The organism is Paraburkholderia sp. JPY419 (assembly GCF_050435705.1).
Classification (GTDB): Bacteria; Pseudomonadota; Gammaproteobacteria; order Burkholderiales; family Burkholderiaceae; genus Paraburkholderia; species Paraburkholderia youngii.
In genome coordinates, this window is the sequence record NZ_JBNDKV010000004.1 from 1,278,879 (window position 1) to 1,294,168 (window position 15,290).

13 protein-coding genes and 1 pseudogene are annotated in these 15,290 nt (G+C 65.6%); 12 read left to right on the top strand and 2 right to left on the bottom strand.

From position 1 onward, the window contains the following. Nucleotides 1-14 precede the first annotated feature (14 nt). Nucleotides 15-851, top strand: coding sequence for a spermidine synthase (locus QFZ91_RS34360; RefSeq protein WP_429569943.1), 837 nt, complete (start codon nucleotides 15-17; stop codon nucleotides 849-851). A 25-nt stretch (nucleotides 852-876) separates the two neighbouring features. Here QFZ91_RS34360 and QFZ91_RS34365 read toward each other — a convergent pair whose 3' ends face one another. Together QFZ91_RS34365 and QFZ91_RS34370 are read right to left on the bottom strand one after the other, a co-directional pair. Further along, on the bottom strand, nucleotides 877-1,062 hold the full coding sequence (locus QFZ91_RS34365; RefSeq protein ID WP_090809355.1) for a CopG family transcriptional regulator: 186 nt from the start codon (nucleotides 1,060-1,062) through the stop codon (nucleotides 877-879). A 108-nt stretch (nucleotides 1,063-1,170) separates the two neighbouring features. Beyond that, nucleotides 1,171-1,937 (bottom strand): annotated as a pseudogene (locus QFZ91_RS34370) (YoaK family protein). Nucleotides 1,938-2,134: 197 nt separating this feature from the next. Here QFZ91_RS34370 and hyfB point away from each other — a divergent pair. The 11 genes from hyfB (at nucleotide 2,135) to QFZ91_RS34425 (ending at nucleotide 15,282) form a co-directional block, all read left to right on the top strand. Then, nucleotides 2,135-4,141, top strand: coding sequence for a hydrogenase 4 subunit B (gene hyfB / locus QFZ91_RS34375; RefSeq protein ID WP_429569944.1), 2,007 nt, complete (start codon nucleotides 2,135-2,137; stop codon nucleotides 4,139-4,141). Beyond that, nucleotides 4,135-5,085, top strand: a complete 951-nt coding sequence (locus tag QFZ91_RS34380) for a respiratory chain complex I subunit 1 family protein (protein WP_429569945.1) — start codon at nucleotides 4,135-4,137, stop codon at nucleotides 5,083-5,085. Before hyfB ends, QFZ91_RS34380 begins: the two co-directional genes overlap by 7 nt. Further along, entirely contained in the window at nucleotides 5,086-5,745 is a 660-nt protein-coding gene (locus QFZ91_RS34385) for a formate hydrogenlyase (RefSeq protein ID WP_176368387.1), read from the top strand. Beyond that, nucleotides 5,738-7,201 (top strand): hydrogenase 4 subunit F, encoded by a 1,464-nt coding sequence (locus QFZ91_RS34390; RefSeq protein ID WP_429569946.1) that lies wholly within the window; start codon nucleotides 5,738-5,740, stop codon nucleotides 7,199-7,201. The genes QFZ91_RS34385 and QFZ91_RS34390 overlap by 8 nt, the downstream gene beginning before the upstream one ends. Before the next feature lie 3 nt (nucleotides 7,202-7,204). After that, a complete protein-coding gene (locus QFZ91_RS34395; RefSeq protein ID WP_429569947.1) occupies nucleotides 7,205-8,767 on the top strand; it encodes an NADH-quinone oxidoreductase subunit C in 1,563 nt (520 codons plus the stop codon). Continuing rightward, nucleotides 8,767-9,276: an NADH-quinone oxidoreductase subunit B family protein gene (locus QFZ91_RS34400; RefSeq protein ID WP_429569948.1), complete on the top strand. Its 510-nt coding sequence runs from the start codon at nucleotides 8,767-8,769 to the stop codon at nucleotides 9,274-9,276. Before QFZ91_RS34395 ends, QFZ91_RS34400 begins: the two co-directional genes overlap by 1 nt. Nucleotides 9,277-9,541: 265 nt before the next feature. Continuing rightward, entirely contained in the window at nucleotides 9,542-10,258 is a 717-nt protein-coding gene (locus tag QFZ91_RS34405; RefSeq protein ID WP_429569949.1) for a (2Fe-2S)-binding protein, read from the top strand. 11 nt (nucleotides 10,259-10,269) lie between these two features. Continuing rightward, a complete protein-coding gene (locus QFZ91_RS34410) occupies nucleotides 10,270-11,271 on the top strand; it encodes an FAD binding domain-containing protein (RefSeq protein ID WP_429569950.1) in 1,002 nt (333 codons plus the stop codon). Then, entirely contained in the window at nucleotides 11,268-13,481 is a 2,214-nt protein-coding gene (locus tag QFZ91_RS34415) for a xanthine dehydrogenase family protein molybdopterin-binding subunit (RefSeq protein WP_429569951.1), read from the top strand. Before QFZ91_RS34410 ends, QFZ91_RS34415 begins: the two co-directional genes overlap by 4 nt. A 138-nt stretch (nucleotides 13,482-13,619) precedes the next feature. After that, complete coding sequence (locus tag QFZ91_RS34420; RefSeq protein ID WP_429569952.1) at nucleotides 13,620-14,207, top strand: nucleotidyltransferase family protein; 588 nt, start codon at nucleotides 13,620-13,622, stop codon at nucleotides 14,205-14,207. Nucleotides 14,208-14,574: 367 nt separating this feature from the next. Then, nucleotides 14,575-15,282, top strand: a complete 708-nt coding sequence (locus QFZ91_RS34425; RefSeq protein ID WP_176384288.1) for a PIG-L family deacetylase — start codon at nucleotides 14,575-14,577, stop codon at nucleotides 15,280-15,282. The last annotated feature ends 8 nt before the right edge of the window (nucleotides 15,283-15,290 follow it).

Genomic DNA, 15,290 nt, shown 5'->3' on the forward strand with positions numbered 1-15,290 from the left:
CGAGCATACCGAGAATGGCTGAGGATCGAACCTCGTACGACGCGTTCGTCAAATTCCTGTCCACGCCAATCAGTGATGGGCAACCGTTCGTGCTGGAGACGCAGCACGCGGTGTCGCTACACTTCGATCACTTCTCCACTCAGAGCTTCATGTCGCTCAGCAACCCGGAGAAGCTCACGCTCGGCTATACCCGCGCGATGATGGGATTTCTGTTGCTGCAGCCCGCCCCCACGCACATCTGCATGATCGGACTAGGTGGGGGTTCGCTGGCGAAATACTGCTATCGGCATCTGCCCGAGGTCGCGATCGAAGCGGTCGAGATCAGCCCCGAGGTGATCGCGCTGCGTGACGTATTCAGGATTCCGGCGGACGACGCGCGGTTCGAGGTGGTTTGCGCCGATGGCGCGGACTACCTGATTCAGGATGACATCCGCACGGACGTGATCCTGCTCGATGCGTTCGTCGCGGAAGGGATCGCGAGCCGCTGTGCGAACCTCGCATTCTTCGCCGCCTGTCGCGAACGACTGACCGCGACGGGCGTCCTCGTCATCAACTTCACGGACGATGATCCGGCCATACCGCAGCACCTCGAGTGGCTGAGATCCGCATTTGGCGTTTGCTATGCGCTCGTTCGGTGCGGCGACGACAGCAACTTCGTCGCGTTTGCCTGGAAAAGCGGGCATCGTTTGCCGCCCAGACAAGTGCTATTCGAGCGTGCCCTCTCGTTTGCCTTTGCAGACGAACTCAAACTATCCGTCACTGCGCGCCGCCTGAAAGAAGGAGAGCGCCTCGATCCGAAGCGGCTGATCTGGCGTGAGCAAGGACAGGGGCACTGGGAAATCGGCGGTTGACCGGCGCGAGGCGTCAGCCCGGACGTTACTTTCCGCGCTTGGCTAGCGGGCTCTTGGTCTTGTAGGTCACGCCGTGACGCTCGAGATACTCGCGAATCAGTTGGCGGACGACTTGTGACGGCGTCAGATCCTGCGCCGAGCAGAGCATTTCGAATGCCTCTTTCTTGGCGGGGTCGATCAGGACGGTCAGGCGTGCGGTTTTCGTTTCCATTGCGAGGACGAGTCGGCAAATATGCTAACCAAATTATAATGCATTTGCTTTCGGCGGCACGATCAGAACCGGCATTTCACGCCAGCATTCTTCCGTCCTCGTGTGAGCTCAGTGCCTGCGCTCGAACCGGCTGAGACAGGTCAACAGATCATCGACGACCGGCACGATCGCCAGCGTGACGAGTGCGCCAGCGAGCGGCACGGTCGACACGTAGCCCACATGCTTGAAACCGATTGCGCCGATCAGGCCGCCCACGAAAAACGACGCGAGCATCGTGCCGTGGATCCTCAGCTTCGCGCGGTTTGCGATGACCGCGTGCTCGTCGTCGACGAGCGCCGACCGATTCCAGTAAAAAAGCTTACCCAACTCGATACCGAGGTCCGTGACGATGCCGGTCATGTGTGTGGTCCGGATCTCCGCACCCGACAGCTTGGTGATCATCGCATTCTGCAGCCCCATGATGAAGCACAGCAGGATTACGGTCAGGGGGACGAAGAACGCTTCGCGTAGCGCGAGGTGGCTGCCGAGCAGACCGAACAGCAGCAGCAGCGCGGCCTCGACCACCAACGGCAGCACGTACTGGCTTTGCAGGCCGCGGCGGCGCCCCCAGTTGACGAGCACGGCCGAGCACCCCGCTCCGATCAGAAACGACGCCAGCGAACCGATGCCAGCCAGCACGAGCCGGAGGTCGCCGAGCGCCGCCTGGTCCGCGATCGCGGACACGATGCCGCTCATGTGCGACGTGTATTGCCTGACCGCGAGAAAGCCGCCCGCATTGGTGCGCCGGCGACGAAGGCAAGAGAAAACCCGAGCTGACGGTTCGCGCTCGTGCTGCGGTGTTTTCCCGTCAGGCTTCGAAAGTACTGCGCAGGCATAGGATCACTCAATCGCTCGGAGCAACGGCAAAGACGTGGCAAAGACGTGGCGAATATGTGGTTCACATGATAATGACATTATCATATCCTGTTATCCAGATTGGTTTCTGATGTCATAATGCGATTCGAGTGAGGCCGGCAAGCCGGAGCTCATTCCATGCTCCTCGTCCAAACCGAGCGTACTGGAGACATTCCGGATGGCACCTTTCCCGGTCGTCCATTTCGTCCTGCTGGTCGCAGCCGCCTGGCTCGCGATTGGCACGCTGGGTCTCGGAGTTCTGCATCGCACGCGATTCGTCGCTCACGGGCTGTTTCCGCTCGGCGCGCTCGGAGGGCTGCTGCTGGGTGCGGCGGGACTCGCCGCCATCTTCACCGAACCGACCACCGCGGTGCTGCCCATCGGCCTGCCCGAGTTGCCGTTTCATCTGCGCGTCGATGCGCTATCGGGCTATTTCCTGTTCGTGCTGGGTGTCGTCAGCGCGGGGATCGGCGCCTTTTCCGCCGGTTATTTCCGCAAGGGCGAAGGGTCGGCGCCAGGACTCATCTGCTTCGAGTATCACGTTTGCATCGCGAGCATCGCGCTCGTGCTGATTGCCGACGACGCCTATGTGTTCATGGTCGCCTGGGAAACGCTGACGCTGTCCGCGACGTTCCTCGTGATGACCAATCATCGGCTCGGCGAGATCCGCCGCGCGGGTTACCTGTACTTCCTGATCTCCCACGTCGGCGCGCTCGCGCTGCTGCTTTGCTTCGGCATCCTGCAGGCGCGCACCGGCGACTACACGTTTGCCAACCTGCGCGCGCAGTCGCCCGACGCGTTCTGGGCCTCGCTCGCCTTCCTGTTCGCGCTGGTCGGATTCGGCGCCAAGGCGGGCGTGTTCCCGTTGCACGTGTGGCTGCCGGACGCCCATCCCGCGGCGCCATCCCCCGTATCGGCGCTGCTCAGCGGGTTCGTGCTGAAGCTCGGTCTGTATGGCCTGATGCGCACCGTGTTCGACCTGCTGCACGTGCAGATCGCCTGGTGGGGCGCGCTGCTGCTCGTGCTGGGCATCGGCACCGCGCTGCTCGGCGTGGTGTTCAGTACGATCCAGGTCGACATGAAGCGTCTGCTCGCGTATTCGTCGATCGACAACGTCGGCCTGATGATCGTCGCGCTCGGGCTCGCGGTGCTGTTTCGCGCGTACGGGATGACGGAGCTGTCCGCGCTTGCGCTGACCGCGATGCTCTACCAGATCGTCGCGCATGCAGCCTTCAAGAGCCTGCTGTTCCTCGGCACCGGGGCCGTGCTGCATGCCACCGGGGAGCGCAATCTCGGCAAGCTCGGCGGTCTGATCCGTGTCATGCCGTGGACCGCCTGGGCCGTGCTCACGGGCGTCGCGGCCAGCGCTGGCTTGCCTCCGATGAGCGGCTTCGTGGCGGAGTGGCTGCTGCTGCAAAGCTTTCTGTTCACGCCCGGTCTGCAGAATTCCGTGCTGGCGATGACGGTGCCGATCGCGGCCGCGCTCGTCGCGATGACGGCAGCGCTGGCCGGTTACACGATGGTCAAGTTCTTCGGCATCGTCTTCCTCGGGCAGCCGAGAGAAGCGAAACTGAGTCGCGCACACGACGCGAACAGATGGGAACGGCTCGCGTTCTGCTGGTTCGCGGTGGCCGGTGTGCTGCTCGGGCTGATGCCCACGCAGTTCGTCAAGGTGCTGGACCGGGTCACGCGCGTGCTCGTCGGCGCCGGAATCGGCGCGCAGAATCATGGCTGGCTGATCTTCGTGCCGGTATCGACCGCGCGGGCGAGCTACATGCCCGTCGTGTTCATGCTGTTTTTCGTCGCCTGCTGCGGCCTTGCGTGGGTGCTGGTGCGGCGCTTCTATCACGGTCGGCTGCGACGGGCCGCGCCGTGGAGTTGCGGCTTCCCGTTCACGACCGCGCGGATGCAGGACACGGCGGAAGGCTTCGGGCAACCGATCCGCGAGATTTTCGCGCCGCTGCTGCGCATCGAGCGGCAATTGCCGTCGCCATTCGACGCGCAGCCGGCCTACCGGGTCTCGGTCGCCGACCGCACGTGGTCGATTCTGTACGAGCGTATCGCGGCACTCACGCAACGCGCGGCGGAATGGGCGGGTCGGCTGCAGCCGGGCCGGATCGCCGTGTACCTGACCTACAGCTTCGCCGTGCTGATCCTCCTGCTGATGCTGGTGAGACGATGGTGACTGTATCCGGCGTGCTGTCGCAAAGCCTCGAGATCATCGTGGCGCTTGCCGCGGCGCCACTGCTCACGGGCTGGGTCAACCAGTGCCGCGCGTGGCTGCAGAACCGGCGCGCACCCAGCATCTGGCAGCCGTACCGGATGCTCCACAAGCTGTTCAACAAGGAGTCGGTCGTCGCTCGTGGCGCGAGTCCGGTGTTCCGTGGCGCGCCCTATGTCGTGTGGGCCGCGATGACGCTCGCCTGCGCAGTCGTGCCGACGCTGTCGACCGAATTGCCGCTGTCTCCCGCCGCGGATGCGATCGCGCTCGTCGGCCTGTTCGCGTTCGCGCGCGTCGCGCTGTCGCTAGCGGCAATGGATGTCGGCACGGCATTCGGCACGCTCGGCGCGCGCCGCGAGATGCTGGTCGGTTTCCTCGCGGAACCGGCCCTGCTGATGGTGCTGCTGTCGGCCTCGCTGATCACGCAGTCGACCCTGCTCACGAGCATCGTCGCGACGCTCGGCCACAGCGAGCTGACCATCTACCCGAGCCTGGCATTCGCCGGCATCGCGTTCACGCTGGTGTCGCTCGCCGAGAATGCGCGGCTGCCCGTCGACAACCCGACCACCCACCTCGAGCTGACGATGATCCACGAGGCGCTGATCCTCGAATATTCGGGGCGGCATCTCGCGCTGATGGAATGGGCGGCCAGCCTCAAACTGTTCGCCTACTCGTGCATCGGTATTGCGCTGTTCATGCCGTGGGGGATCGCCGCGGCGGGTGATCCGCTTGCGCTGCTGTTCGCGGTGCCGGCACTGTTCGTCAAGCTGATAGTGGGCGGCGCCGCGCTGGCGGTGGTCGAGACCGCCAACGCGAAGATGCGGATTTTCCGGGTCCCGGAGTTCCTTGCGACCGCCTTCCTGCTCGCCGTGATCGGCATGCTCGTCCATCTGCTGCTGGGAGCCTGAATGCACGCCTACGCGACGCAACTGATCAATTTCCTCGCGGCCGTGCTGCTGATGCTGTCGTTCGCGATGCTGAGCCAGCGCCGCATCCTGTCGCTGATCCATCTCTATACGTTGCAGGGTGTGGCGCTGGTGCTGGCAATCCTGATCCTCGGTTTCGTGACGGATGATGCGCATCTGTACGTGTCCGCCGGACTGACGCTCGTGCTGAAGGTCGGCGTGATTCCGTGGATTCTGTATCGGCTCGTGCGCAGGCTCGACATTCAGGCCGACGTCGAACCGCTGATCAACATTCCGACCACGCTGCTGATCGGCATCGTGCTCGTGATCATCGCGTTCAACGTCGCGTCGCCGATCAGCCAGCTCGCGACGTCGGCCGCGCGCGGCACGCTCGGGATCGCGCTTGCGTGCGTGCTGTTGTCGTTCATGGCGATGATCACGCGCGCGAAGGCGGTCCCCCAGGTGATTGGCTTCCTGTCGATGGAAAACGGGCTGTTCTTTGCCGCCACGGCCGCGACCAACGGCATGCCGATGATCGTGGAACTCGGCATCGGACTCGACGTGCTGGTCGGGATTCTGATTTTGGGCGTCTTCATGTTCCAGATTCGCGAGCAGTTCGACAGCCTGGACATCCATCACCTCGAGAAACTCAAAGATGAATAACGCCCACGTCGTGCTCGCCGTGCTCGGCATTCCGCTCGTGGCGGCCGCATGTCTCGCGGGCGTGCGCCCCGCTCCTGTCGCGCGCAACCTGAACGCCGGCTTCAGCTTCGTGACGTTCGCGGCGACGCTGGTGCTCGCCGCGCGCACCGTCGAACGCGGACCGTCGTTCGCGTTCGATCGTGCATTCTTCGTCGATCCCCTGAACGTGTACCTCGTCGCGCTGACTGCATTCGTCGGCTGGACGACGTCGCTGTTCTCGCGGCCGTACATGCAGATCGAAGAGGCGCGAGGACGGATGACGGCGACGCGGATGCGCCTCTATCACAGCATGTACCAGTTGTTCATGTTCGCGATGCTGCTCGCGCTGCTGACCAATAACCTCGGCGTGCTATGGGTCGCGATGGAGGGCGCCACGCTTGCGACCGTGCTGCTCGTCAGCGTGTATCGGACCGCCGCGAGCCTCGAGGCCGCCTGGAAGTACTTCATCCTGTGCGGTGTCGGCATCGCGCAGGCCTTGTTCGGCACGATCCTGCTGTACCTCGCCGCGAGCCGGCAACTGAGCGACGGCGATGCGCTGCTGTGGACGAGCCTTGCAGCCGCCAAGACGCACCTGGACCCGTCCATCGTGTCGATCGCCTTCGTGTTCCTGCTGGTCGGCTACGGCACGAAGGTCGGACTCGTGCCGATGCACCACTGGCTGCCGGACGCGCATGCCGAAGGCCCGACACCGATCTCAGCGGTGCTGTCCGGGCTGCTGCTGAACGTCGCGCTGTACGCGGTGCTGCGCTGCAAGGTGCTGGCGGACGGCGCGCTCGGCAATGGCCTGCCGGGACGATTGCTGGTCGGGTTCGGGCTCGTCTCGGTGCTGATCGCGTCGTTCTCGCTGTTTCGGCAGAAGGACGTCAAGCGGCTGTTTTCGTATTCGTCGATCGAGCACATGGGACTGGTGACGTTCGCGTTCGGCCTCGGCGGCCCGGTCGCGACGTTCGCCGGTCTGCTGCATATGACCGTCCATTCCCTCGTCAAGTCGGCGATCTTCTTTGCGGTCGGCCACGCGACGCAAAAGGCGGGTACCCAGGCGATCGATGGCATTCGCGGGCTGCTGCAGGTCAGCCCGACGGTCGGCTGGGGCATGATGCTCGGCGCGCTCGCGATTCTCGGACTGCCGCCGTTCGGCGTGTTTGCAAGCGAATTCCTGATCCTGACGACGGCGATGAACACGCTACCGTGGACAGCGCCGCTGTTGCTGCTGGGCCTCGCCGTTGCGTTCGCGGCGATCTTCGCGCGCGTGCAGCGAATGGTGTTCGGCGAAACGACGACGGCCAAGCCGCTCGAGCATCGCCCCGCACCGCTGCCGGTATTCGTGCATCTCGGCTTGGGGCTGATGCTTGGGCTCTATGTGCCACCGTATCTGGCAACATGGTATCGCCAGGCCGCAACGATGTTGGCGGGGTAACGGATGCGACTCGAATCGATGCAACTTGCCGCCACCCGCCTCACACATCGTGCGGGCCAGATTCCAGCAGCAGTGGTGCGCGCCGATGAATCAGCGTGGCTCGAGCTTGCGCGCACCGCGCGAGCGGAGCAGCGGCGCCTCGTTGCAATGTGGGGCAGCGAAGCAGTCGCAGACGGTTTCTCGGTGAACGCCGCGTACGAATGCGATGACGGCATAGCGTGGGTGCACCTGCCGATCGGGCGTCAGCAGAATGCCGGTGGAGACTATCCCGATCTCGCCACCGTTTTCCCGTGCGCGACTCGCATGCAACGAGCGATCTTCGATCTGATCGGCCTGCGCGCGCGTGGCGCCCAGGACACGCGCGCGTGGCTCAATCACGGCAACTGGCCCGATGATTATTTCCCGCTGCAAAGGCAGGCGACCGGTGTCGAAGCCTTCGAATCGAGCGAGCCGGACTACCCGTTCGTGCGGGTTGCGGGCGATGGCGTACACGAGATCGCTGTCGGGCCGATTCATGCCGGCACCATCGAGCCGGGGCATTTCCGCTTTTCAGTCGTCGGCGAGAAGGTGCTGCGCCTCGAAGAACGTCTCGGCTATGCGCACCGCGGCGTCGAGCGTCTGTTTGAACGTACTCCCGCATCGCACGGTCATCGGGTTGCCGCGAGAATTGCGGGCGACTCGACCGTCGCGTTCTCGTGGGCCTTTTGCATGGCGCTCGAGCAAGCCAGCGGCACGCAACTGTCGAAGCGCGCACTGTATCTGCGTGCGCTTCTGCTCGAACGCGAACGCGTGGCCAACCACCTCGGTGACCTCGGCGCGCTCGGGAACGACGCCGGGTTCGCCTTCGCACTCGCGCAATTCTCGCGGCTCAAGGAGGACTGGATACGCACGAACGCCCGCCTATTCGGACATCGGTACCTGATGGATCGGATCGTGCCGGGCGGTGTATCGGTCGATGTTCGCCCCGACGACGCGGCGGTGCTGACCGAGCAATGCGAACGCATCGAACGCGAGGTTCACGTGATGCGCAAAGTCTACGAAGACCAGTCCGGGCTGCAGGATCGGTTCCTCGGCACGGGACGATTGACGCCCGCTGTCGTCGAGCATTTCGGCGTGCGTGGCATGGCCGCCCGAGCCAGCGGCCGAACCTTCGACGTTCGCGCGAACTTGCGCGCTGCTCCGTATGACGACATGGCGGTCAATGCGGTCAGCGATGCGCGCGGCGACGTTGCCGCACGCGTCGCCGTGCGCTTCGCCGAAATCGATGAATCCCTGCGCCTGATCCGCAGGCTGCTGACCAATCTTCCCGATGACGGTCCCGCGGTCGTCGCCATGACGCCTGCAACGGCGCACGCGCAAGGCGTAGGCTGGGTGGAAGGCTGGCGAGGGGACGTATTCGTCGCCCTCGATCTCGCCCCGGGCGACGTCATCGGCCGATGCCATTGCCACGATCCGTCATGGCAGAACTGGCCGGCGCTCGAGCACGCAATCATCGGCAACATCGTTCCCGATTTCCCGCTGATCAACAAGTCGTTCAACCTGAACTACGCGGGGCACGATCTCTGATGTGGCAACTGATCCGGCAATTCGCGCGCACCGATTTCCCCGACGAACCCGCGCCGGCGGCGGAAGACGCATGGCTTCACGAGGAGCGACGCATTCGCGGGGACATACTCGATCTGCTCGGGCGGGCGCTGTGCATCCGGCAGATCGATGCGGGTTCATGCAACGGTTGCGAGCTGGAGATTCACGCGCTGAACAACCCGTACTACAACATCGAAGGGTTTGGCATCAAATTCGTCGCGAGTCCGCGGCATGCGGACCTGCTGCTCGTGACCGGGCCGGTGACGCTGAATATGCGCGCGGCCCTGCTCGCCGCGTACGACGCGACCCCCGCTCCGAAACTCGTCGTTGCCGCCGGCGAGTGCGCATGCACGGGCGGCATTTATGCCAATAGTTACGCGGTGTGCGGCCCGGTTTCGTCGATCTTGCCGGTGGACGTGACGATCCCCGGATGTCCGCCGCCGCCGATCGATTTGCTGCGAGGCATCCTCACAGCCTGCCGGGCGCGTTGAACCGCAGGTCGTTTTACCCAGTGCAAAACCTGCAACTTTGGCCGTTTTGCACGACTCCACACGGGCTCCATCCTGATCATTGCGCATATTGGCCTGCCTTTATTGCGCGGATCGGCTTTGCGTTTGCAGCGAGTCTTTAATACCGTTGTAGCTGCACCTGCAACGGCACTTAAATTGCTGCTCAATGGTTTGTGTCAACGCGATGCGTTGGACATCGACGCGTCGTCAGCCTGCATTGACCTTTCAATGGAGTCAACAGATCGTCATGACCACGCCTACAGAATGTCAGCATTGCGGGGAAACCCCCGCTTCAGAGTCGGCCGCCGAGCAAACCACCACACCTTCCCAACCGTCGCGCCGCCGCTTCCTGCAATCGGCGGCGGCCGCCGCGACGATCGGCGCGGCGCCGCATCTGCGCGCGCAAGCGCAGGCACCCGCCGCACCCGCGCCGCAAAGCAACCCCGTGGTGCCGCCGCGCCCTGTTACATTGACCGTCAACGGCCGCGCATACGCGCTACAGCTCGAACCGCGCGTGACGCTGCTCGACGCGTTGCGCGAATACGCCGGTCTGATGGGCACGAAGAAAGGCTGCGACCGTGGTCAATGCGGCGCCTGCACGGTGCTCGCCGACGGCCGCCGCATCAACTCGTGCCTAACGCTCGCGGTCATGCATGAAGGCGAGAACATCACGACCGTCGAAGGACTCGCGAGCAACGGCACATTGAGTCCTGTGCAGGCCGCGTTCATCGAACACGATGCGTTCCAGTGCGGCTACTGTACGCCCGGGCAGTTGTGCTCGGCGACCGCCCTGCTCGGCGAATTCCGCAGCGGCACGGCGAGCACCGTGACCGGCGACGTGCGCGCGCGTCCCGCCGCGCTCACCGACGACGAAATCCGCGAACGCATGAGCGGCAACATCTGCCGCTGCGGCGCGTACGTGAACATCGTCGCCGCGGTGCGCGCCGCGCACGAACACGCCTGACGGAGACCGACATGGATGCGATCTCCTACGAACGCGCCAGCGACGTCGCCAGCGCGGTACGCGCCGCGCAACAGCCCGGCGCGGTGTTCATCGGCGGCGGCACGAATCTGCTCGATCTGATGAAGGGCGGCGTCGCGCGGCCGGTGCGGCTCATCGATATCACGCACATCGGCGGCCTCGACTCGGTGACGACGCTGCCCGGCGGCGGCCTGCGCATCGGCGCGCTGGTGCGCAATAGCGACGCGGCCAATCACGCGCTGGTGCGCGAGCAGTACCCGCTGCTGTCGCAAGCGCTGCTCGCGGGCGCGTCGCCGCAGTTGCGCAACATGGCGACGGTCGGCGGCAATCTGCTGCAACGCACCCGCTGCGGCTACTTCTACGACACCGCTTTTACGCATTGCAACAAGCGCATCCCCGGCAGCGGCTGCGCGGCGCTCGACGGCCATAACCGCGCGCACGCGATCCTCGGCGCGAGCCCGCAATGCATCGCGGTCAATCCGTCGGACATGAGCGTCGCGCTGGCCGCGCTCGATGCGCTGGTGCGCGTGAGCGGCCCCGGCGGCGAGCGCACGATCGCGTTCGCCGACTTCCATCGGCTGCCGGGCGACCGGCCCGACGTCGATACCACGTTGCAGCCCGGCGAGCTGATCACCGCGGTCGATCTGCCGCCGCCGCTGTTCAGCGCGCATTCGCACTATCTGAAGGTGCGTGACCGCGCGAGCTATGCATTCGCGCTCGTATCGGTCGCGGCCGCGTTGCAGATGGACGGCGAGCGCGTGCAGAGCGCGCGCATCGCGCTCGGCGGCGTCGCGCACAAACCGTGGCGCGCGAACGTGGCCGAACACATGCTGAGCGGCCAGCCGCTCGACCAGGCCACGCTGAAGAACGCCGCCGCGGCCGCGTTGAGCGGCGCGCAGCCGCGTCACGACAATGCCTTCAAGGTCCAGCTCGCGCAGCGCGCGATCGTGCGCGCGGTCAACCAGGCCGCCGGCAACGCGGGAGGTGTCGCATGAATCTGATCGGACAACCGCTCGATCGCGTCGACGGTCTGCTGAAGGTGACCGGCGACGCGCGTTATGCAGCCGAATTCCCCGGGGCGCGCCTCGCGCATGGGGTGCTCGTGACGAGCACGATCCCGGCCGGCACGATTTCGTCGATCGATGCGAGTCGCGCCGAGGCCGTGCCCGGCGTGCTGCTCGTGATGACCTACCAGAACGCGCCGCGTCTGCCGAACGGAGGCAAGTCCGCGTTCTCGCCTCCGGCCGGCCGGCACCTGTCGCTTCTGCAAGACAATCAGGTGCACTACAGCAACGAGCCGGTCGCGGTGGTCGTCGCCGATACGCTCGAACACGCGACCGATGCCGCGCGCCAGCTGCGCATCGTCTATCAGCCGGGCACCGCGGCGCTCGACTTCGAGCAGGCGAAAGCGCACGCGCATGCGCCGGACAAGCCGCAGGGCCGGCAGACCGATACGCAGCGCGGCAGCTTCGAAGACGGCATGCAAAGCGGCGACGTGCATATCGAGGCCACCTACACGACGCCGATCGAGCATCACAACCCGATGGAGCCGCACGCGACGATGGCGCACTGGGACGGCCCGCAGTTGACGGTCTACGACTCGACCCAGGGCGTGAGCGGCACCGCGCAGGTGCTCGCGAAGACGTTCGCGATCCCCGTGTCCGACGTGCGCGTGATTTCGCCGCTGATCGGCGGCGGCTTCGGCTGCAAGGGCTCGTCGTGGTCGCACGTGTCGCTGTGCGCGATGGCCGCGCGGCAAACCGGGCGGCCCGTGCGGCTCGCGCTCGAACGGCCGCAGATGTTCGGCCCGGTCGGCGCGCGGCCACGCACCGAGCAGCACTTCGTGATCGCCGCGCGGCATGACGGCACGCTGACCGCGATGCGCCACGACAGCATCTCGAACACGTCGATGATCGAAGACTGGACCGAGACCTGCTGCATGGTCACGCGCATGCTGTACGCGGTCCCCAACCAGGTGACGACGCACCGGCTCGTGCAGCTCAATGTTGGCACGCCAACCTTCATGCGCGCGCCGGGCGAGACCACCGGCTCGTTCGCGCTCGAATCGGCGATGGACGAACTCGCGGTCGCGCTGAAGATGGACCCGCTCGCGCTGCGCCTGAAGAACTACGCGGACAGCGATCCGCAGGAGCACAAGCCGTGGTCGGGCAAGTCGCTGCGCGAGTGCTATCAGATCGGCGCCGAGAAGTTCGGCTGGTCGCGCCGCTCGCACACGCCACGTTCGACGCGCAACGGCAATACGCTGATCGGCATGGGCATGGCGACCGCGACGTATCCGGCCAACCGCAGCGAGGCGTCGGCGCTCGCGCAGATTCTGCCGGACGGCACCGCGGTGGTCGCCTCGGGCACGCAGGACATCGGCACCGGCACCTACACGGTGATGACCCAGGTCGCCGCCGATGCGCTCGGCTTCACGCCCGAGCAGATCCACTTCGCGCTCGGTGATTCGTCGCTGCCGCGCGCGCCAGTGTCGGGGGGCTCGCAGTCGGCGGCCAGCGTGTCGCCCGCGGTGCGCGACGCGGCGAGTCAGGCGCGCAGCCAGCTGATCGCGCTGGCGCTCGCCGATGCGGCCTCGCCCGTGCATGGCTTGCCGCTCGACGACGTCACCGTCGCAAGCGGCTGGGTCGTGAGCCGCTCGCAACCCGACAAGCGTGATCCGGCCGCGGCGATCATCGCGCGCGCGGGCGGCAAGCCGATCGAGGCGACCGCCACCGTGAAGCCAGGCGACGAGAAGCAGAAGTACTCGTTTCACTCGTTCGGCGCGGTGTTCGTCGAGGTCCACGTCGATGCCGAGTTGGGCACGATCCGCGTGCCGCGCGTGGTCGCGGTGTACGACGTCGGCCGCGTGCTGAATCAGAAGACCGCGCGCAGCCAGATGATGGGCGGCATCGTGTGGGGCATCGGCGCGGCGATGCAGGAAGAAAGCACGCTCGATGAGCGCTTCGGACGCTTCACCAACGCGAACCTCGCCGAGTATCACGTGCCGGTGAACGCCGATATCGGCACGATCGACATTGCGTTCATCGACCGGCCCGATCCGTACATCAACTCGCTCGGCGTGCGCGGGATCGGCGAGATCGGCATCACGGCCGTGGTGGCCGCGATCGCGAACGCGGTGTACAACGCGACCGGCGTGCGGGTGCGCGATCTGCCGATCACGCTGGACAAGGTGGTGCGGACCTGAACTGGCGGCAGCGACGGAAACGATGCAACAGCGAAAGCCGGAGCGGCGCGCGGCTGGCATCGGACTTGTCCTGCCGCGCTTGCCTCCCGCCCCGTTGCATCGCACAATCGGGGCACTCCTCTCTACCGGTATCCGCCGATGGCCTATGCCTCGCTCGCCACTGGCGTGTTGCTCGCCGCCGGTTCCGGCTCGCGCTTCGATCCGCGCGGGCTGCACAACAAACTGCTCGCACGCATGCCCGACGGCACCCTGGTCGCGCATGAAGCCGCGCATCGGCTGCTGCAGGTCGTCACGCGGGTGCTCGCCGTGGTGCGGCCGGGCTCCGATGCGCTCGCCCGCGTGCTGAACGATGCCGGCTGTGATGTCGTGTTCGCGGCCAACGCCGAGCGCGGCATGGGCGCGAGCCTCGCCGCCGGCATCGAAGCGAGCGACGACGCCGAAGGCTGGATCGTCGCGCTCGCCGATATGCCGCGCATCGCAATTCCGACGATCGAAGCGGTAGCCCGCGCACTCGACAACGGCGCGCCGCTCGTCGCGCCGTTCTACGACGGCCAGCGCGGCCATCCGGTCGGCTTCGGCAGCGAGTGCCGCGACGCGCTGCTCGCGCTGGACGGCGACACCGGCGCGAAGGCGCTGCTCAAGTCACGAGCGCTGATGCGCATCGACGTCGACGATCCCGGCATTCTGCGCGACGTGGATACGCCGGATGATTTGCGCACGCTCTAGCAGGCGGCCAATCTCAGCCTGGCCGCGACTGGCTGCTGAGGCGTTTTGTTCTCAACTGCGTACTGCTTTTGCTGATCTGCCGGACAGTGTTCGGAGAATTCGCGAAGTACACCAAACACGTGCGCTCCTAGGGCCACGACAGCGACGCGCGACGAGCCGAAAAGCCGCGACCGTCGCTGAATGGACAGATTGAGCGCTCGATCCGCGGCCTTCCAGGCACGCGATTTGCGCGCTGCAAGTTTCGCGCGCAAGCCGTGCCGATTGCGCCTAAGCTGAGGTGACGCCATGTTTTTTCACATGCGGCGCCTTGACGACCGACGGCCTCGACGCCTCATCCGCCCCGCCTCGAACCCCCAGACGCAAGCCCATGAGCGAAACCACTCCACGCCTTTTCATCGTCTCGCCCCATTTCGACGACGCCGTGTTCAGTTGCGGCGCCTTGCTCGCCGCCCATCCCGACGCCGCCGTCTGCACCGTGTTCGCCGCGCCGCCCGAACACGACATGCATACGGAGTGGGACCAGAAAGCGGGCTTCGCGAACGCTCATGAAGCGGTCCGCGAACGCACGGTCGAAGACAACCGCGCGCTCGAAGTGCTCGATGCGATTCCGCTGCGCATGCCGTTTCGCGACAGCCAGTACGCCGACTCGCCGTCGATCAGCCAGATGGCGGCGGCGCTGGAGGAAACGATTTACCGCACGACCGCCAACACGCTGCTGATGCCGCTCGGCCTGCATCACGAGGACCATGCGCGGGTATTCGAAGCGTGCTGCGAAATTCTGCCGCGCCTCACGCATCTGGACTGGTTCGGTTACGAGGAAGCGATTCACCGGCTCACGCCGGGCGCGGTGCAGGCGCGGCTCGCCGATCTCGCGCAGCGCGGCATCGTCGCGACGCCGGCAACGCCGAGCGCGGGCCACACGATCGACATGCAGCGCCGCGCGCACCTGAAACGCGAAGCGGTCAATGCGTACGCGAGCCAGTTGCGGGCGTTCGGCCCCGGCAATTACGAAGACGTGTTCGCGACCGAGCGCTACTGGCAGCTCAGCGTCGGCCGCAAACGCGCGAGAAAATAGCAAAAAAG